Raw genomic sequence first — 19,095 nt, 5'->3', positions numbered from 1 at the left:
CCTCTCACCGGCACCTCAGCCCGCCGTCCGGGAGCGTCAGTCGGTCCCGCGGCGCATGAAGCCCGCGGGGGCGGCCTCGAGCCACGCCAGCAGCCCCGCGGCGGCGGAGCGGGCCACCAGCAGGCGATGGGTGCGCCCGGTGGACATGCGCATCTCGATGAGGACGTGCGGCTCCATGCCCTCGACGACCGCATCGACCTCGGTCCGCTCGAGATCCAGGATCTCGCGGCGGTCGATCGTCAGCTCCGGCCGCACCCGCAGCGAGAACGCGCGGTACCAGCGCAGGCGCTCGATGCCGAAGCGCATCAGGCCGTTCTGCCAGCCCTCGCGCCGCGTCACGTGGCCGCGCCGCAGGACCGCGCACTCGAAGGACCCGAGGCTGCGCGACACCAGCAGCTGGCGCAGGACGTACAGCACCGCGAGCAGGACGCAGAACGTCCCGATCACCACCAGGGTGATCGGGACGTCCACGTGCATGGCGCCGCTCGCCGTCAGCGGGAGCCCGCGCCGGTGGCGGGGTGGAGGGAGTCGACGCCGATCGTCACGATGTCGTCGTCCATCGACATGAAGCCGCCGTCGACGCCGAAGACCTCCGCGCGGCCCGACTCGTCGATGACCCGCACGTCGCCGGAGCCGAGGATCGCCAGGGTCGGCTGCATGCGGGGCAGGATGCCCATCGAGCCGTCGAGAGCGGGCACGACGACCTGGGCGGCACGGCCGGTCCAGACCGTGGAGCCCGCCGTCACGAAGGTGACCTCGAGGCTGCTCACGCTCCGAGCTCCTTCTGGATGCGGTGCCAGTTCTCGAGCACCATGTCGATGCCGCCGACGTTGAAGAACGCCTGCTCGGCGATGTGGTCGAACTCGCCGTCGCAGATGCCCTTGAAGCCCTCGATGGTGTCGCGCAGCGCAACGTCCGAGCCGTCGACACCGGTGAACTGCTTGGCCATATGGGTGTTCTGCGAGAGGAACTGCTGGATGCGGCGGGCGCGCGAGACGATTACCTTGTCCTCCTCCGAGAGCTCGTCGACACCGAGCATGGCGATGATGTCCTGGAGCTCCTTGTTGCGCTGGAGCACCTGCTTGACGCGGACGGCGACCTCGTAGTGCTCGCGGCCCACGTAGCGGGGGTCGAGGATGCGCGAGGACGAGGCGAGCGGATCGATCGCGGGGTACAGGCCGCGCGAGGCGATCTCTCGCGAGAGTTCCGTGGTCGCGTCGAGGTGGGCGAAGGTGGTCGCCGGCGCCGGGTCCGTGTAGTCGTCGGCCGGGACGTAGATCGCCTGCATCGAGGTGATCGAGTGGCCGCGCGTGGAGGTGATGCGCTCCTGGAGCACGCCCATCTCGTCGGCCAGGTTGGGCTGGTAGCCCACGGCCGAGGGCATGCGGCCCAGCAGGGTCGAGACCTCGGAGCCGGCCTGCGTGAAGCGGAAGATGTTGTCGATGAACAGCAGCACGTCCTGGCTCTTCACATCGCGGAAGTACTCCGCCATGGTCAGGGCCGACAGCGCCACGCGCAGACGCGTGCCCGGCGGCTCGTCCATCTGGCCGAAGACCAGGGCGGTCTTCTCGATGACGCCGGACTCGGTCATCTCCTCGATGAGGTCCCAGCCCTCACGGGTGCGCTCGCCCACGCCGGCGAACACGGAGACGCCGTCGTGGTTGTTGGCCACGCGGTAGATCATCTCCTGGATGAGGACCGTCTTGCCGACGCCGGCGCCGCCGAACAGGCCGATCTTGCCGCCCTGCACGTACGGGGTCAGCAGGTCGATGGACTTGATGCCGGTCTCGAACATCTGGGTCTTCGACTCGAGCTGGTCGAAGTTGGGGGCCTTGCGGTGGATGGGCCAGCGCTCGGAGATCTCGAGGGTCTCCCCCTCCTCGAGGTTGAGCACGTTGCCGACGGTGTCGAACACGTGGCCGAGAGTCACGTCGCCGACGGGCACGGAGATCGCCTCGCCGGTGTCGGTGACGATCTGACCGCGGACGAGGCCGTCGGTGGGCTTCAGCGCGATCGCGCGGACCATGCCGTCGCCGAGGTGCTGGGCGACCTCGAGGTTCAGCGTGAACGGCTCGGCGCCCTCGCCGAGCGAGATCTGGGTGTGCAGCGCGTTGTTGAGCGCGGGGATCTTCCCGGGCGGGAACTCGATGTCGACGACGGCGCCGGTGACGCGCGCGACGCGGCCGGTCGCGGTGGCCGCCGAGGTCTCCTCGGGCGCGGGGGCGATGGTGCTCATGGGTGCTCTCTCTTCACGGGGTCGTTCGGTTCGCGTCGGTCGGCGCGGCGCAGGCCGATGCGGGATGTCTCAGCGGTCCTTGCGGCCCGATCCGGCCAGGGCGTCGGCGCCGCCGACGATCTCGGTGATCTCCTGGGTGATCTCGGCCTGGCGCGCGGCGTTCGCGAGCCGGGTGAACTTGGTGATCTGGGAATCGGCGTTGTCGGTCGCGGTCTTCATGGCCCGCTGGCGCGAGGCGTGCTCGGAGGCCATCGACTGCAGCAGGATGCTGACGATCCGCGAGGTCACGTAGCGGGGCACGAGGTCGTCGAGCACCGTCGCGGCGTCGGGGATGAAGTCGTACAGCGGGAACGTGGTGTCCGCGTCCTCGTCGGCGTCCACGACCGCGAGCGGCACGAGGCGCGCGACCCGCGCCTCCTGCTGGAAGCGGCTGATGAAGCGGGTCCCGACGACGAACAGCTCGTCGAGGCCGTTCTCGCTCTCATCGAGCAGGCGGGCATTGAGCGTGGCCGCGATCTCGTGGCCGAGCTCGACGAGCTCCGTCTCCTTGTACGGCGTCCAGGACTGCTCGACGCGACGGTTGCGGAAGCGAAAGTACGAGTCGCCCTTGCGGCCGACGATGTACCGCTCGACCGACTTGCCCTCCGCGCGCAGCGTGTTGTTCAGCCGCTCCGCCTGGCGGATCGCGCTCGACGAGTAGGAGCCCGCCATGCCGCGGTCGCTCGTGATGAGCAGGATCGCGACGCGGCCGGTCCGGCTCCGGTCCTGCGCGAGGAACGGGTGTACGGCATCACGGGTGTGCGTCGCGACCGCGCCGATGGCCTGGGTGATCGCGTCGGCGTAGGGGGTCGTCGCCTCCACGCGGGCCTGCGCCTTGGAGATGCGCGCCGCGGCGATCATCTCCTGGGCCTTGAAGATCTTCTGCATGCCCTGCGCGGAGCGGATCCTCTTCTTGTACTCCCTCTGCTGCGCTCCCATATCTCTCCCTCGTGCGTGGCGGATCGGTGATCGGCGGGCGGCCCGGCCGGGCCGCCCGGTCGCGATCAGCCGCGGACGATGTTCTCCTGCTCGATCTTGTCGGCCTCGAGGCTCTCCGAGACGTCATGGCGCTCCTCGCCCTGGCCCTTGCCGGCCAGGTAGTCGCGCTTGACGTCGGCGAGGATGCCCTCGAGCTCGGCCTCGGTCTCGTCCTCGAACTTCCCGGTCTCGCGGATCGTGGAGAGGACGGTGCCGTTGTGGCGCAGGTGCTCGAGCAGCACCTGCTCGAAGTCGCGGACGTCCTCGACCTCGACATCGTCGAGCTTGCCGGTGGTGCCGGCCCAGATCGAGACGACCTGCTCCTCGACCGGGAACGGCGAGGAGGCGGGCTGGCGCAGGAGCTCCATGAGACGGGCGCCGCGGGCCAGGGACTGGCGGCTCGCCGCGTCCAGGTCCGAGGCGAACATGGCGAAGGCCTCGAGGTCGCGGTACTGGGCCAGGGAGATCTTGAGCGTGCCCGAGACCTTCTTCATGGCCTTAATCTGGGCGGAGCCGCCGACGCGCGAGACCGAGACGCCCACGTCGACCGCGGGCCGCTGGTCGGCGTTGAACAGGTCCGACTGCAGGAAGCACTGGCCGTCGGTGATCGAGATGACGTTGGTGGGGATGTAGGCCGAGATGTCGTTGGCCTTGGTCTCGATGATCGGCAGGCCGGTCATCGACCCGCCGCCCATCGCGTCCGACAGCTTCGCGCAGCGCTCGAGGAGGCGCGAGTGCAGGTAGAAGACGTCGCCCGGGTAGGCCTCGCGGCCCGGCGGGCGGCGCAGGAGGAGCGACACGGCGCGGTAGGCCTCGGCCTGCTTGGACAGGTCGTCGAAGACGATGAGGACGTGCTTGCCCTCGTACATCCACTGCTGGCCGATGGCCGAGCCGGCGTAGGGGGCGATGTACTTGAAGCCCGCCGGGTCGGAGGCGGGGGCCGCGACGATGGTCGTGTACTCCAGGGCGCCGGCCTCCTCGAGGGTCGCGCGCACCGAGGCGATGGTCGAGCCCTTCTGACCGATGGCGACGTAGATGCAGCGGACCTGCTTGCTCGGGTCTCCGCTCTCCCAGTTCGCCTTCTGGTTGAGGATCGCGTCGAGCGCGATGGTGGTCTTGCCGGTCTGGCGGTCGCCGATGATCAGCTGGCGCTGGCCGCGGCCGATCGGGATCATCGCGTCGATCGCCTTGAGGCCCGTCTGCAGGGGCTCCTTGACGCTCTTGCGCTGCATGACCGTGGGGGCCTGCAGCTCTAGGGCGCGGCGGCCCGAGGTCTCGATCTCGCCGAGGCCGTCGATGGGCGTGCCGGTCGGGTCGACGACGCGGCCGAGGTAGCCCTCGCCCACGGGGATCGACAGGACCTCGCCGGTGCGGCGGACCTCCTGGCCCTCCTCGATGCCGGCGAACTCGCCCAGGACGACGACGCCGACCTTGCGCAGGTCGAGGTTCAGCGCCAGGCCCAGCGTGCCGTCCTCGAAGCGGACGAGCTCGTTGGCCATGACGTTGGGCAGACCCTCGATGCGGGCGATGCCGTCCGCGGCCTCGGCCACGCGGCCGACCTCTTCGCGGTCGGGCGTCTCGGCCTGGTAGGTGGACACGGCGGTGTCCAGGGCGTTCCGGATGTCCTCCGGGGAGATCGTGAGCTCGGCCATCGCGCTGCTTCGCTTCCTATCGGTGGGCCCGGACTCGGCCGGGGAGGTGTGTGGGTGCTGTGGGGGCGCGGTCAGGAGGCGAGGCGCTCGCGCGCCTGCGCCAGCCGCGAGAGGACGGTGGCGTCGTACAGGTCGTCGCCGACCTGGATCCGCAGACCGCCGACGACGTCCGAGGAGACCTCGACGTTCATCTGGACGGGGCGGCCGTAGATGCGGTCGAGGATCGCGCCCAGTCGTGCGCTCTGCTGCTCGGTGAGCGGCCGCGCGCTCGTCACGACGGCGAGGAGCCGCCCGCGGCGCTCGGAGGCGTACTCCGCGAGCTCGAGCACGCGCCGGGACGGCTTGGCCTCGCTGCGCCGGGCCACGGCCTGGGTGGCGAGGGAGAGCGTGATCGGATCGACGCGCCCGGACAGCAGGCGGCCGAGGACGCCCGCGCGCTCCGCCGGTCGCTCGCGCGCATCGTCGAACGCCTCGGACAGCTCCGGCGTCGCGTCGATGAGGCGGGAGACCTGGAACAGCTCCTCCTCGACCCGCTCGAGGCTCCCGCTGCGCGACGCCTGCTCGAGCAGGGCGACGACGCCCACGCGCTCGAGCGCGTCCAGGACGTCCTCCTGCTCGGACCAGCGGCGCCCGACCACGTCGAGCACGACCGAGAGCGCGGCCTGCCCGATGCGGGAGCCGAACAGCTCGCGAGCGGCCTGCTGCTTGACGGAGGCCGGAAGCCCGCCGTCGCTCAGCAGGCGCAGGAGCTGGTTGCTCCCGTCGATCACCTCGAGCGCGGAGAACAGCTCATCGGCCGTCTGCTCCAGGGGGGCGTCCGCGGTGCGGAACGTGTGCTCCGCAGCCTCGACGACCTCGCGCAGAGAGGCGGCTGAGGTTCCTCGCATCGGTCAGTGCTCCTTCGGTGGGACGGGTCAGCGGGAGGCGAGCTGGGACGACTCGAGATCGGCCAGGAAGCGGTCGGTCACGCGCGAGGAGCGCTCGTCGTCCCTGAGCGACTCGCCCACGATCTTCGAGGCGAGCCCGATCGCCAGCGAGCCGACCTCGCCGCGCAGCTGGGTCAAGACGGTCTGGCGCTCGGCGAGCAGCTGCTGCTGGCCCGCGGTCAGGATGCGCTCGTTCTCGGCCTCGGCACGGGCCTTGGCCTCCTCGAGGATGCGGGCGCCGTCCTGGCGCGCCTTCTCGCGGATGGCGGCGGCCTCCTGACGGGCGGCGGCGAGCTCCTGCTCGGTGTCCGCACGCAAGCGGTCCGCCTCCTCCTGGACCTCCTCGGCCTTGCGCAGGCCGCCCTCGATCTTCTGGGCCCGCTCCTCGAGCACGGCGTTGAGCCGCGGGAGGATGAACTTCATGAAGACGAGGGCGAAGATCAGGAGGAACATCGCCGTCCAGATGATCTCCGACGGCGCGGGGATCAGCAGACGGGTCCCCGAGACCTCTTCCTCGGCGAGCAGCATCAGGCCACGCCGCCGAAGATGAGGCCGGTCACGATCGCGAGGAGGGTCAGGATCTCGGTGAACGCGATACCGATGAACATGGTGGTCTGCAGCTGGCCGCGCAGCTCGGGCTGGCGGGCCATCGACTCGGCGGTCTTGCCGACGATGATGCCGATGCCGATGCCGGGGCCGATGGCGGCCAGGCCGTAGCCGATCGACGCGACGTTGCCGGAGACCTCGGCGAGAAGGGTGCTGTCCACGGGGTTTCCTTTCGTTGTGCCGCCCTCGCGGGCGACGGGTCAGGGGGCGTCAGGGGCTCGGCCCCGGACGGGTCAGTGCTCGTCGGAGGTGGCCATCTGGATGTAGACGGCCGAGAGCATGGTGAAGATGAAGGCCTGCAGCGCGGCGACGAACATCTCGAAGCCGTAGATGCCGATGGCGAGGGCGCCGCCCAGCGGGGAGGCGGCGATGAGCCAGCTGCCGGAGAACAGCATCGCCTGGGTCAGCCCGATGAACACCACGAGCATGATGTGACCGGCGACCATGTTGGCGAGCAGTCGGATCGTGAGCGAGGCCCAGCGGATCAGGACCACCTGCAGGAACTCGATCGGGACCAGCAGCAGGTAGATCGGCTTCGGCACGCCGGGGGGCATCGTCTCGTGCTTGAGGTACCCGACCAGACCGTGCTTCTTCACGCCGAAGAAGACGTAGGTGCCGAAGGTCCACAGCGCCAGCAGGAGCGGCAGGCCGATCACGGACGTGCCCGCGAGGTTGAGCCCCGGGATCACGCCGGCGAGGTTCATCGCGAAGATCAGGAAGAACATCGTGATGAGCATCGGGGCGAACTTCCGGCCCTCGCGCATGCCCAGGGTGTTCTCGATGATGCTCGAGTGCACGAACTCGATGAGGAGCTCGACGATGCTCTGCGCCTTGCCGGGCACCAGGCGGGCGCGCGCGGCGACGACGGACATCGTGATGAGCACGACGGCCAGGACGATGAGCCGCACCAGCTGGACCCGGTTGAACTCGAAGGGCGTCCCCGCGAACAGGATCGCGTCGGGGAAGAACTCGGAGAGCGAAGGGATGTGGAAATCCAGTCCCCCCTCGGCGAGGAGGAGGTTCGCGTCGTCGACGGTGTTCAGATCGATCTCCCGTGGTCGTCGGCCCGTCGCCTCGGCGACGGGGCGGCCGGTCTTCGTCTCAGCGATCCGCCGGGGCGGACGGTGCAGCGCCTGCGGACGGCATCGTCGCCACCGCCTGATCCCCGAGGACCGGGGCCGAGGAGATCTCGGCACGGCGCTGCGGGGCTCCCGCGAAGCGGTGGGAGGCCCCGTCGGTGGGGGTCAGGGGTACGCCACGGGCCAGGACTGCGAGGTGCGAGCGCCTGCGTGCTGCGTGCCCGACGAGCATAGCAGAGGAACGCCCCTGTCCAGACGCCGTCCGCAGGGTGTCAGCGCACCTCGAGGCGCGGTCGGGAGCGCAGCAGGAGGACGGCCTCGACGACGGCCGGAGCGACCGCTCCGACGAGCAGGGCGTACCCGGTCCACGGCAGGGCGATGGAGCCCAGCGTGCGCACCCAGAGGAGCACGCCGATGAGCACGACCATCTTGGCCAGCCAGGTGCCCAGCACCACGCCGGCCATGGCCGCGGGTCCCTGCCGCATGCCCACGCGGGCGCTGATGAGGGTGGGGAGCGTGACGACGAGCGCCAGGCCCGTCCCGACGAGCGCGCCGAGGACCGCCCCGGGGCCGCCCAGGAGGAGGGCCGCGACCACCGCGAGGGCGTCGAGCGCGAGACCGGCGCCGATGGCGATGAGCACCGCGCGGGTCATCGTCGCGTCGTTGCGCGCGGCCGCCCGCTCGCTGCGATCGCGGATCGCCGTGAGCTCCGCGGCGGTGGGCTCGGCACCGGAGGAGCCGGCGGTCCGATCCCCGCGAGCGTCAGGAGCGGGCGGGGGCGCGGCGGGGTCAGGTGCGGGCACGTGTCTCCTCGGGACGGCGGGCGACCCTCCCGCGGATGCGGGGGGCGAAGGTGATGAGCAGGGCCAGGACGATACCGACCACCCAGAACGCGATGCACATGCGCAGGGACACCCACACGGGCAGCAGCATCCCGACGCACACCACGACGGACCACAGGTACATGATCCACACGGCGTGGGCCTTGGAGTGCCCGAGCGCGAGGAGGCGGTGGTGCAGGTGCAGCGCATCGGCGTGGAACGGGGAGCGGCCCGAGCCGACGCGGCGGATGACCGCGAGCGCGAAGTCCAGGAACGGGATGAACATGACGCCGAACGGCAGCATGATCGGCAGCAGCTGGGCGAGCAGGTCGGCGCCTGAGAGGCGCGCCGGGTCGATCCGTCCGGTGACGGTGATCGACGAGGCCGCGAGCAGCAGGCCCAGCAGCATCGAGCCGCTGTCGCCCATGAACACGCGAGCGCGGGTGAGGTTGTGCGGGAGGAAGCCGACGCAGATGCCGACCAGGATGATCGTGATCATCGCCGCGAGCGAGGAGTAGTCCGTCGTCGAGCCGGCGGTGCGGGTGAGCACGTAGGCGTAGACGAAGAAGGCGGTGCCGCCGATCGCCATGACCCCGGCCGCGAGGCCGTCGAGGCCGTCGATGAAGTTCACGGCGTTCATCGACACGAGCACCACGAGCACGGTCAGCAGCAGGAGCATCGTGGGCGACAGCAGCACCTGGCCCGCGATCGGCAGCGTCGTCAGCTGCACACCCTGCCAGGCCAGGAGGAAGGCGGCGAGGGTCTGCCCCGCGAGCTTGGTGACCCAGTCGAGATCCCACTTGTCGTCCGCGGCGCCGACCAGGCACACCAGGGTCCCCGCCGCGAGGATCGCCCAGGCCTGGCGGCTCTCCTGGAACAGCCCCTCGAGGAACGGGACCCGGCTGGCCACCGCCATCGTCGCCATGAGGCCCGCGAGCATCGCCACGCCCCCCAGACGCGGGGTGACCGCGTCGTGGACGTCGCGCGAGCGCACCGCCGTCATGGCGCCGAGCCGTCGCGCCAGCAGCCGCGCCGCCGGGGTCACGAGGTAGGTGACGGCCGCGGCGACGAGCAGCAGGAAGAGATAGATCCTCACGCCGTGGCGGGCCCGGCCCCGTCAGCGGGGGCATCGGGCTCCCCCGCGGGATCCGCCGGCCCGGTTGCGGCGGCGGCATCTGCATCAGTATCGGGAACGGCCTCGGCGGCGACCTCATCGGCGTCATCGGCGGCGGGAGCGGAGGAGGCCTCGCCATCGAGCTCGGCGGGGGCGCCCGCACTCTCGCCCGCGGCCTCGGAGGGCAGGGCCAGCGGGCCCGCACCGGCGCTCGCGGTCTCGCCCGCTGTGGGGTCGGTCGCAGTGTCGTCGGTCGCAGTGGGATCGGCGGCGGTCGAACCCGCGACGGTCTCGCCGCCCTCCCCTGCGCTGTCCGCAGCGCTCTCCCCTGTGCTCTCCTCACCGGGGGTGGGCTCCAGCTCCGGCGCGGCGAAGATGTCGCCGAGCGCCGCGACGATCGTCTCGCGCTCGAGCGCTCCCTGGCGCACGATCTCCGGCGGGGAGACGGTCATGTCGATGATGGTCGAGGCGGTGCCCAGCCGCGCGGGGCCGCCGTCGAGGTACACCTCGACGTGGTCGCCCAGCTGGGTCGCGGCGTCCAGGACGGAGAGCGCGGCGTCCTTGCCGTGGCGGTTGGCGCTCGAGACGGCGAGGGGGCCGGTGCGGCGCAGCAGCTCGAGCGCGACCTCGTCGTCGGGCATGCGCAGGGCGACGGTGCCGCGGGTCTCCCCCAGGTCCCAGGTCAGCGACGGCTGGGCCGTCAGAATGAGCGTGAGCGGGCCGGGCCAGAACTCCTCGGCGAGGCGCTCGGCGTCCTCGGGGACGTCGACGGCCAGGGCCATCAGCACGGCGGGATCGCCCACCAGCACCGGCGGCGGCGCATTGCGCCCGCGGCCCTTGGCGGCCAGCAGCGCATCGACCGCCTCCGCGTCGAAGGCGTCGGCGCCGATGCCGTACACAGTGTCGGTGGGCAGCACGATCAGCTGGCCGGCACGGACCGCGTCGACGGCCGCGGTGATGGCCTTGTCGCGGGTGTTCTCGCTCTGGGTGTCGTAGACGCTCACCGGGTCAGTCTCCCACTTCCCGACATCGGATCGGACGCATCGCCAGCCTCGCGCCGCACGGCCACGAGGAAGCGATCGCGGCCCGTGAGGTCGGCCACGGTGCGGACGTCCGCGAAGGCGCCGGAGCCCTCGGCGAGCGCGCGCGTCGCCTCCCCCTGGACGTCGGCGTGCTCCATGACCAGCAGGCCGCCGGCCACGAGCATCTCAGACGCGCGGGCGATCACGGCGCGGGGCAGGTCGAGGCCGTCTGCTCCCCCGCCGTAGAGGGCGCGCTCGGGGTCATGGCGCAGCACCTCGGGATCGGTGGGGACGCAGTCGGCGGGGATGTAGGGCGGGTTGGAGATGACCGCGTCGATGCCGCGGAGCCCTGCGAGCGCCGCGGCATCCGTGATGTCCGCGCGCAGGACGCGAGCCGTGCCCGGCGCGCCGTCGCGGTGCGCGCGGCGCAGGTTCTCCTCGGCGAGGTCGACGGCGGCCGGGTCGATCTCGACGGCCGTGACGTCCGCGGCGGGCAGCTCGTCGACGACGGCGGCGGCCAGCGCCCCGCTGCCGGTGCACAGGTCCACAACGCGGCGCACCCGCGTCGAGCGCGCGTGCTCGAGCAGGACGTCGATCGCGACCTCGGTCTCGGGGCGCGGGATGAACACGCCCGGGCGGACGTCGAGCCGCAGGCGGCGGAAGGGGGCGCTGCCGAGGATCAGCTGCAGGGGCTCGCGCGCGCAGCGCCGGGCGACGAGTGCCTCGAGGTCGGCATCGAAGTCCTCGGGCAGCTCGTCGAGGAGGACGAGCGGTCCCGTCGCCGCGGCGGCGCGCTCGAGCAGGGCGCGGGCCTCGACGCTCGCCGAGACGATGCCCGCCCGCGCGAGGCGCTCGGTGGTCGCGCTCAGGGACGCGCGCAGGCGCGTGCGCGCAACGGACGCCGTGCTCTCCGCGGCGGGCACCGCTGCGTCGGCCACGGCGTGCTCCCTCTCGCGCCGGTCGCCCTCCTGGCGCTCGCTCATGCGCCGGCCGCCCGCAGCATGGCCTCGCGATCGGCGTCCTGGGCGGAGCGGATCACGGGCCCGAGGTCCCCGGCGAGGACCTGGTCGAGGTTGGAGGCCTTGAAGCCGGTGCGGTGGTCGGCGATCCGGTTCTCCGGGAAGTTGTAGGTGCGGATGCGCTCGGAGCGGTCGACGGTGCGCACCTGCGAGCGGCGGGCCGCGGCGGCCTCCGCGTCCTGGGCGGCTCGGCGGGCGTCCAGCAGGCGCGAGCGCAGGATCCGCAGGGCCTGCTCCTTGTTCTGCAGCTGGCTCTTCTCGTTCTGGCAGGAGACGACCATCCCCGTGGGCAGGTGGGTGATACGCACGGCGGAGTCGGTGGTGTTGACGCTCTGCCCGCCCGGACCCGAGGAGCGGAAGACGTCGATGCGCAGGTTCGCGGGGGCCATGTCCTCGGCGAGGACCTCGGCCTCGTCGGCCTCATCGGCCTCGGGCATCACCAGCACGCCGACGGCGGAGGTGTGGATGCGGCCGGCCGATTCGGTCACCGGCACCCGCTGGACCCGGTGCACGCCGCCCTCGTACTTCAGGTGCGCCCAGACGCCGTCGGCGGGAGCGGGAGAGCCCTTCGCGCGGATCGACACGGCCGCGTCGCGCAGCCCGCCGAGCTCGGAGTCCGCCGAGGAGAGGACCTCGAAGGCCCAGCCGCGGGCGGTCGCGTAGTGGCGGTACATCCGCAGCAGCTCCGCGGCGAACAGCGCGGACTCCTCTCCCCCGGCCCCGGCCTTGACCTCGAGGATCACATCGCGGGCATCGTCCACGTCGCGCGGGGCGAGCAGCTCCTCGAGCTCCCCGGAGATCTCGGCGCAGCGCGCGGCGAGGGCGTCGGCCTCCCGGGCGAGCTCCGGATCGTCCGCCCCCAGCTCGCGGGCGGTCGCGAGATCCTCGCGCGCTCCGGCGAGCTCATGGTGCAGGCGCACGATCGGCGTGAGCTCCGCGTAGCGGCGGCCGACGCGGCGGGCGCGGGCGGCATCGGCGTGGAGGTCGGGATCGGCCATCTCGCGCTCGAGGCGCTCGTGCTCGGCGACGAGGGCGTCCAGACCGTCCATGCTCTGCTCTCCTGATGCGGTCGCGGTGTGCGGTTCGACGGGCGTGCGGGTGCCGGTGGGCCACGGGGTCCGTCCGGGGCCGGTCGACTGACGGCTCGATCGACGGCGGGGGCCGGTGAGCCGGAAGACCTGTCCGACCACGGTCGCCGGCACGCTCCTCGACGATGGCCCCGGACATGCGACGACGCCGGCGGTCCCTCGGGGACCGCCGGCGTCGTGGCGGAAGCTTACTTGGCGGCCTTCTTGCCGTAGCGAGCCTCGAAGCGGGCGACGCGGCCGCCGGTGTCGAGGATCTTCTGCTTGCCCGTGTAGAACGGGTGGCAGGCCGAGCAGACCTCGATCGAGATCTTGCCGTCGGTCTTGGTGCTGCGGGTCGTGAAGGTGTTGCCGCAGGTGCAGGACACCGTGGTCTCCACGTACTCCGGGTGGATGCCGCTCTTCATCTCATGTCTCCTTGTGTCGCAGTCGCTGGGTCGGCGCCCGGCGGGGGCCGTGAACCAGAACCGCCGTCGATTGTGCCACGGCCGATCACCGCGGCGCACGGGGTCCGGCGCGGGCGTGATGAACGTCCCGCCGCGCCGGCTGGGGGTGCAACGCCCCGGGGTGCTCGCGCATTCCCGGGGCGTCGCGGGGTCGATCAGCTCGCGCCCGGCGTGGTCTTCTGGACCGTCATCAGGAACTCGGTGTTCGACTGGGTCTTCTTCACCCGCTCGAGGAGTAGCTCGATGGCCTGCTGCTGCTCGAGGGTGCCGAGCACCCGGCGCAGCTTCCACATCACCGCGAGCTCCTCAGGGCTCATGAGGGCCTCCTCGCGGCGGGTGGAGGACGCGTTGACGTCCACCGCCGGGAAGATGCGGCGCTCGGCCAGGTGGCGCGACAGGCGCAGCTCCATGTTGCCGGTGCCCTTGAACTCCTGGAAGATCACCTCGTCCATCGTGGAGCCGGTCTCGATGAGCGCGGTCGCCAGGATGGTCAGGGAGCCGCCGCGCTCGATGTTGCGGGCCGCGCCGAAGAACCGCTTGGGCGGGTACAGCGCCGAGGCGTCGACGCCGCCGGACAGGATGCGGCCCGAGGCCGGGGCGGCCAGGTTGTAGGCGCGCGCCAGGCGGGTGATCGAGTCCAGCAGCACCACCACGTCCTTGCCCATCTCCACCAGGCGCTTGGCGCGCTCGATCGCGAGCTCGGCGACGATCGTGTGGTCCGAGGCGGGGCGGTCGAAGGTCGAGGCGATGACCTCGCCCTTGACGGTCCGCTGCATGTCGGTGACCTCCTCGGGGCGCTCGTCGACAAGCACGACCATGAGGTGGACCTCGGGGTTGTTGGCGGTGATCGAGTTGGCGATCTGCTGCAGGATCATCGTCTTGCCCGCCTTGGGCGGCGCGACGATGAGGCCGCGCTGGCCCTTGCCGATCGGCGAGACCAGGTCGATGATGCGCGGCGTCACGCCCGTGGGCGCGGTCTCCAGGCGCAGGCGCTCGTCCGGGTACAGCGGGGTGAGCTTGGTGAAGTCGAGGCGGCCGCGGGCGCGCTCCGGCGTCATGCCGTTGACGGTGTCGACGGAGACCAGCGGAGCGAACTTCGAGGTGTTCTGCCGGTTGTTGCGGCGCTGGCGGGCCGACATGCTCGCCTGCTCGAACGCGGACTGGTCGTCGCCGCCCTTGGGGGCCTTGGCCTGTCCGGTGATCGCATCGCCCTTGCGCAGCCCGTGCTTCTTGACCTGGGCGGTGGTCACGTAGACGTCGCTGGGGGCCGGGAGGTAGCCGGTGGTGCGGATGTAGGCGTTGTTGTCGCGGATGTCGAGGATGCCGGCGACGGACACGAGGTCCTCGCCCTCGCGGACCTCGCTCTCCTCGTCGCGGCCGGAGCTCTGGCCCTGGCTGGGCCCGCGGTCCTCGCCGTTGCGGTTGCGGCGCTTGCGGTCGCGCGAGCGGTTGCGGCTGCGGCGATTGCGGCGATCGTCGCCGTCCTCGCCCTGCTCGTCGCGGTCGCCGCGCCCGTTCTGGCCGCGGTCGCTCTGCTCGCCGCGGTCGTTGCCGGACCCGCGGTCGTCCCGGTCGCGGCGGGGGCGGTCCGAGCCGTCACGCCCCTCCTGGGAGCGGTCGGGCAGCACGAGCTCGTCGACGCTGCGGGGGCGCTCGCGGCGCGTCCGGCCCTGCCGGTCGCCGCGATCGCCGTCCTGACGATCCTTCTGATCCTGGCGCTGCTCGCCGCGGTCCTGGCGGTTGCTCTGATCCTGGCGCTGCTCGCCGCGGTCCTGCCGGTCGCTCCGGTCCTGGCGCTGCTCGCGCTCGGAGCGGTCGCTGCGACCGCCCTGATCCGCACCGTCGGGGCGCTCATCGCGACGCGGCCTCTCACGGCGCTCGGTCCCGGCGGTCCGCTCGGCCTCGTCGCCGCTGCCCTCTGCGCGCGCAGGCGCCTGCTCCGCGCGCGGCGCGGGCTCGCGGGCCGGGGCCTCGGCACGCGGGGCGGTGCTGGTCGGCTGCGATGCCTCGGCGCGCGGGGCGGTGCTGGTCGGCTGCGATGCCTCGGCGCGCACGGCGGCGGCACCGGAGGGCACGGATGCGCCGCCGGAGCGGATCGCCTCGACGAGCTCGGACTTGCGGAGGCGACGAGCGCCCTTGATGCCGAGCTCGGCGGCCATGGCCTGCAGCTCGGGAAGCTTCTTGGATGCGAGCTGGCCGGAGTCGCCCGCTGCGGAGGTGTCGGTCACCCTGTGTCCTTTCAGGTCAGGCCGCTCGGCCTGCGTGGGGTGGTTCGGCGTGGCGTCCGGTCCCGCTGCCGCCGTCCAGGCGGCGGGGATCCGGTGGCACGCGGCCCGTCCGCACCCGGGGCGCGGCCCCGTGCCGCGCACAGGGATCGCCTCGGTGGATGCGAGGGGCGTGGAGCGCGGCGGCGGTGCTCCTGCGGAATTCTTCGTGGAACCACCGCGGGCGGCCGAGGGAGGATCGCCTCTGGGATCACATGCTCGACATCGCCGGGGGCGACATCGGATGGATCGGAGAATCGGGATCGTCCCGCTCGACTGCGAGCGACGCAGGAGACGCGCCGAAGCGCACGGTCAGGCTAGCACGTGCCCGCATCCCGCGCGTCCAGGACGCGCGGCGGGCCGGACGAACAGCAGACCTGACGGGCAGCAGACCTGACAGACAGCAGACCCTGACGGACAGCGGACCAGACGGACCTGCGTCGGGTCACGCCTGCGTCAGGTGCGCCCCGCGACGATCCAGGCCCACCCGCGCCGAGCGCCAGGCGCCCGGATCCGCCACGACCCGGCGCACCAGGCCGCCGAGCCGGCCGTCGGCACCCGCCATGACCAGCACCGTCGGCCCGGCGCCGGAGATCGTGGCCGGATAGCCCTCCTGGCGCAGCACCCGCACGAGATCGACGCTCTCGGGCATGCCCGGGGCGCGCTGCGCCTGGTGCAGACGCTCCTCGGTCGCCTCCATCAGCAGGCTCGGGTCCTTCGTCAGGGCATGGATGAGCAGCGCCGCCCGCCCCGCGGTGAACGCCGCATCGGCGTGGGGCACCGTCTCGGGCAGGAGCGAGCGGGCCCGCGCCGTCGACAGCTCGGTCCCGGGCGACAGCACAACGGGGTCGATCGTGCCGTCGTCGGGGACGTCGAGCACGGCGGTGCGGGCGCTGCCGTTCGTCGTCCACGAGACCGTCACCCCGCCGGTGATCGCGGGCGCCGCATTGTCGGGATGCCCTTCCATCTCGGTCGCGAGGTCCAGGACCGCCTGGTCGTCGAGCGCCTCGGGATCGGCCAGCAGCCCGCGCGCGAGCAGCAGGCCCGCGACCACGGCCGCCGCCGAGGAGCCGAGCCCGCGGCCGTGCGGGATCCGGTTCGTGCAGTGCATGCGGACGCCCGTCTGCGGAGCCCCCGCATGATCGAGGCCGAGCCGGAGCGCGCGGACGACCAGGTGGTCCTCCCCCGTCGGCACCTTTCCCGCGCCCTCGCCGTGGACGGTCACCTCGGTGCCGCCGGCGATCGCCTCCATGCGCACCGCGTCGTGGAGGCCCAGCGCCATGCCCAGGGCGTCGAAGCCGGGGCCGAGGTTGGCGCTCGTGGCGGGGACGACGACCCGGGCGCTGGTGCGGGCGATCCTCATCTCAGAGGGCCGCGAGACCGAGGACCTCGGCCGCCGCGTTGACGTCCGCCTCGATCAGCGTGGGGGTCAGGTCGCGCTGGGACAGCGCGGTGTCGATGTCCTTGAGCCCGTTGCCGGTCACCGTGATCGCGATCGTCGCGCCCGTGGGGACCTCGCCGCGTCCGGCCTTGAGCAGCAGCCCGGCGACGCCCGCGGCCGAGGCGGGCTCGACGAAGATCCCGACCTCGCCGGCGAGCATCGCCTGCGCCTGGAGGATCTGCTCGTCGGTGACGGCCTCGATCACGCCGCCGGAGTCGTCGCGCGCGGCCACCGCCAGGTCCCACGACGCCGGGGCGCCGATGCGGATCGCGGTGGCGATCGTCTCCGGGTCCGGGATCGGGCGCCCGGCCACGAAGGGCGCGGCACCGGCGGCCTGGAAGCCCCACATCGCGGGCGTCGACGCGGTGATGCCCTTGTCGCGGTACTCGCGGTAGCCCATCCAGTAGGCGGAGATGTTGCCGGCGTTGCCGACGGGCAGGATGTGGATGTCCGGGGCCGTCCCCAGGGCGTCGCACACCTCGAAGGCCGCGGTCTTCTGCCCCTGCAGGCGGTACGGGTTCACGGAGTTCACGAGCTCGACGGGGAACTGCGCGTCGAGCTTGCGGGCGATCTCGAGACAGTCGTCGAAGTTGCCGTCGACGGCGATCAGCTGCGCGCCGTGGACGATCGCCTGGGCGAGCTTGCCCGCCGCGATCTTCCCCTGGGGCAGCAGCACGGCGCAGCCGATGCCGGCGCGCGTCGCGTAGGCGGCGGCCGAAGCGCTCGTGTTGCCGGTCGACGCGCACACGACCGTCTGCGCGCCGTCGCTCACGGCGCGCGACATCGCCGAGACCATGCCGCGGTCCTTGAAGGAGCCGGTCGGGTTCATGCCCTCGACCTTGATGTGGACCTCGGCGCCCACGGCCGCCGAGAGGGTCGGCGCGTGCACGAGGGGTGTGCCGCCCTCCCCCAGCGTCAGGAGGGTGTCGGAGTCCGCGAACGGCAGGTGCTCCCTGTACTCGGCGATCACGCCGCGCCACTGATGTGCCATGGGGGTCATTCTCCTTCGACGCGCAGGACCGAGTCCACCGCGATGACGGAGGGCGCGGCCCCCAGCGCCGCCAGCGCGTCGGTCATCGCGGCCTCGAGGGCGCGATGGGTGACGATGCCGATGCGGGCCCGCGCCGGACGCGCCTGCTCCTCGGCCGCCGCGCCGCCCTCGGCGGCGCCGTCGTGGTCGTCGCCCTCGATCGGCTCCTGGTGGATCGTGGCGATCGAGATGCCGTGCGCCGAGAGCGTGCCTGCGACGCCCGCGAGGACGCCCGGCTCGTCGACGACGGTGAGGGCCACGTAGAAGCCGTTGCGCAGCTCGTCGATCGGCGCGATCGGCAGCGAGGCGTAGCGGGACTCCCGCGGCCCCTTGCCGCCGTGGACCTTCAGCCGCGCGACGGACACGAGGTCGCCCAGGACGGCGGAGGCCGTCGGCGCGCCGCCCGCGCCCTGGCCGTAGAACATGAGGGAGCCCGCGGCCTCGGCCTCGACGAACACCGCGTTGTAGGCCTCGGAGACCGAGGCCAGCGGGTGCTCGCGCGGGATCATCGTGGGATACACGCGGGCGGAGACGCGCTCGGTGCCGTCGGCGTCCTCGAGGCGCTCGACGATGCTCAGCAGCTTGACCACGCGGCCCATGCGGGAGGCCGCGGCGATGTCATCGGCGCTCACGCGGGTGATGCCCTCGGCGTGGACGTCGCCCATGCCCACGCGGGTGTGGAAGGCGAGGGAGGCGAGGATCGCGGCCTTGGCGGCGGCGTCGAGGCCCTCGACATCGGCGGTCGGATCGGCCTCCGCGTACCCGAGCTCCTGGGCCCGGGCCAGGGCGTCGGCGAAGTCCGCTCCCGTGCGGGTCATCGCGTCCATGATGTAGTTCGTCGTGCCGTTCACGATGCCGAGCACCCGACGGATCCGGTCGCCCGCGAGGGACTCGCGGATCGGGCGCACGAGCGGGATGGCCCCGGCCACGGCGGCCTCGAAGTGGAGGTCGACGCCCGCGGCATCCGCGGCCTCGTACAGCTCCGCGCCGGACTGGGCGAGCAGCGCCTTGTTGGCGGTCACGACGCTCGCGCCGTGGGCCATCGCCTCGAGGATCAGGGAGCGGGCGGGCTCGATCCCGCCCATCAGCTCGACGACGAGGTCGGCGCGGCGCACGAGATCCTCCGCATCCTCCGTCAGCAGCGCCGGATCGACGTGCGGGCCGCGGTCCTTGGAGCGATCGCGCACGCTCACGCCGATCACCTCGAGCGGGGCGCCGACGCGCTGGGCGAGATCCGCCCCCTGCTCCGCGAGCAGACGCAGCACCTCGGTGCCCACCGTCCCGGCACCGAGGACGGCGATCGTGAGGGCGGCGGGGGCGTCGGCGGACGCCTCGGG

General features: G+C 72.3%; 19 protein-coding genes. All 19 read right to left on the bottom strand.

Features of this window, described 5'->3' with window-relative positions; translation table 11 throughout:
- Positions 1–36: 36 nt before the first annotated feature.
- The 19 genes from FM110_RS10640 to FM110_RS10550 all read right to left on the bottom strand — a co-directional run bounded on the left by FM110_RS10640 (position 37) and on the right by FM110_RS10550 (position 19,059).
- The gene (locus FM110_RS10640) at positions 37–477 is read right to left on the bottom strand and encodes a DUF2550 family protein (RefSeq protein ID WP_087104737.1); all 441 of its coding nucleotides are present in this window, start codon (positions 475–477) and stop codon (positions 37–39) included.
- A 14-nt stretch (positions 478–491) separates the two neighbouring features.
- Positions 492–770 (bottom strand): F0F1 ATP synthase subunit epsilon, encoded by a 279-nt coding sequence (locus FM110_RS10635; RefSeq protein ID WP_087104736.1) that lies wholly within the window; start codon positions 768–770, stop codon positions 492–494.
- Positions 767–2,236 (bottom strand): F0F1 ATP synthase subunit beta, encoded by a 1,470-nt coding sequence (gene atpD, locus FM110_RS10630; RefSeq protein ID WP_087104735.1) that lies wholly within the window; start codon positions 2,234–2,236, stop codon positions 767–769. Before atpD ends, FM110_RS10635 begins: the two co-directional genes overlap by 4 nt.
- Positions 2,237–2,305: 69 nt before the next feature.
- On the bottom strand, positions 2,306–3,214 hold the full coding sequence (locus FM110_RS10625) for a F0F1 ATP synthase subunit gamma (RefSeq protein ID WP_087104734.1): 909 nt from the start codon (positions 3,212–3,214) through the stop codon (positions 2,306–2,308).
- Positions 3,215–3,279: 65 nt separating this feature from the next.
- Entirely contained in the window at positions 3,280–4,905 is a 1,626-nt protein-coding gene (atpA, locus tag FM110_RS10620; RefSeq protein WP_087104733.1) for a F0F1 ATP synthase subunit alpha, read from the bottom strand.
- A gap of 71 nt (positions 4,906–4,976) precedes the next feature.
- The gene (locus FM110_RS10615; RefSeq protein ID WP_087104732.1) at positions 4,977–5,792 is read right to left on the bottom strand and encodes a F0F1 ATP synthase subunit delta; all 816 of its coding nucleotides are present in this window, start codon (positions 5,790–5,792) and stop codon (positions 4,977–4,979) included.
- Positions 5,793–5,819: 27 nt separating this feature from the next.
- Positions 5,820–6,359, bottom strand: coding sequence for a F0F1 ATP synthase subunit B (locus FM110_RS10610; protein ID WP_087104731.1), 540 nt, complete (start codon positions 6,357–6,359; stop codon positions 5,820–5,822).
- Positions 6,359–6,598 carry an ATP synthase F0 subunit C gene (gene atpE, locus FM110_RS10605; RefSeq protein ID WP_087104730.1) on the bottom strand — a complete coding sequence of 80 codons (240 nt, stop codon included), beginning with the start codon at positions 6,596–6,598 and terminating at the stop codon, positions 6,359–6,361. The genes FM110_RS10610 and atpE overlap by 1 nt, the downstream gene beginning before the upstream one ends.
- A gap of 72 nt (positions 6,599–6,670) precedes the next feature.
- Positions 6,671–7,633, bottom strand: a complete 963-nt coding sequence (atpB, locus tag FM110_RS10600; protein WP_327230755.1) for a F0F1 ATP synthase subunit A — start codon at positions 7,631–7,633, stop codon at positions 6,671–6,673.
- Between the two features lie 155 nt (positions 7,634–7,788).
- Positions 7,789–8,319: a hypothetical protein gene (locus tag FM110_RS10595; RefSeq protein WP_087104729.1), complete on the bottom strand. Its 531-nt coding sequence runs from the start codon at positions 8,317–8,319 to the stop codon at positions 7,789–7,791.
- Positions 8,306–9,433: an MraY family glycosyltransferase gene (locus tag FM110_RS10590; RefSeq protein WP_087104728.1), complete on the bottom strand. Its 1,128-nt coding sequence runs from the start codon at positions 9,431–9,433 to the stop codon at positions 8,306–8,308. The genes FM110_RS10595 and FM110_RS10590 overlap by 14 nt, the downstream gene beginning before the upstream one ends.
- A complete protein-coding gene (locus FM110_RS10585; RefSeq protein ID WP_087104727.1) occupies positions 9,430–10,455 on the bottom strand; it encodes an L-threonylcarbamoyladenylate synthase in 1,026 nt (341 codons plus the stop codon). The genes FM110_RS10590 and FM110_RS10585 overlap by 4 nt, the downstream gene beginning before the upstream one ends.
- The gene (gene prmC, locus FM110_RS10580) at positions 10,452–11,456 is read right to left on the bottom strand and encodes a peptide chain release factor N(5)-glutamine methyltransferase (protein ID WP_087104726.1); all 1,005 of its coding nucleotides are present in this window, start codon (positions 11,454–11,456) and stop codon (positions 10,452–10,454) included. The genes FM110_RS10585 and prmC overlap by 4 nt, the downstream gene beginning before the upstream one ends.
- A complete protein-coding gene (gene prfA / locus FM110_RS10575) occupies positions 11,453–12,541 on the bottom strand; it encodes a peptide chain release factor 1 (RefSeq protein ID WP_087104725.1) in 1,089 nt (362 codons plus the stop codon). Before prfA ends, prmC begins: the two co-directional genes overlap by 4 nt.
- 227 nt (positions 12,542–12,768) lie before the next feature.
- Positions 12,769–12,984 carry a 50S ribosomal protein L31 gene (rpmE, locus tag FM110_RS10570; RefSeq protein WP_087104724.1) on the bottom strand — a complete coding sequence of 72 codons (216 nt, stop codon included), beginning with the start codon at positions 12,982–12,984 and terminating at the stop codon, positions 12,769–12,771.
- A 194-nt stretch (positions 12,985–13,178) separates the two neighbouring features.
- Positions 13,179–15,251: a transcription termination factor Rho gene (gene rho / locus FM110_RS10565; protein ID WP_087104723.1), complete on the bottom strand. Its 2,073-nt coding sequence runs from the start codon at positions 15,249–15,251 to the stop codon at positions 13,179–13,181.
- Between the two features lie 481 nt (positions 15,252–15,732).
- Positions 15,733–16,650, bottom strand: a complete 918-nt coding sequence (gene thrB / locus FM110_RS10560) for a homoserine kinase (protein ID WP_087104722.1) — start codon at positions 16,648–16,650, stop codon at positions 15,733–15,735.
- A gap of 1 nt (position 16,651) precedes the next feature.
- On the bottom strand, positions 16,652–17,719 hold the full coding sequence (thrC, locus tag FM110_RS10555; protein WP_087104721.1) for a threonine synthase: 1,068 nt from the start codon (positions 17,717–17,719) through the stop codon (positions 16,652–16,654).
- A 5-nt stretch (positions 17,720–17,724) separates the two neighbouring features.
- Positions 17,725–19,059, bottom strand: coding sequence for a homoserine dehydrogenase (locus tag FM110_RS10550; RefSeq protein ID WP_087104772.1), 1,335 nt, complete (start codon positions 19,057–19,059; stop codon positions 17,725–17,727).
- Between the last annotated feature and the right edge of the window lie 36 nt (positions 19,060–19,095).

It is taken from the genome of Brachybacterium nesterenkovii (genome assembly GCF_900163655.1).
In the GTDB taxonomy this organism is placed as follows: Bacteria; Actinomycetota; Actinomycetes; order Actinomycetales; family Dermabacteraceae; genus Brachybacterium; species Brachybacterium nesterenkovii.
This window is presented reverse-complemented; position numbering and strand designations above follow the sequence as displayed.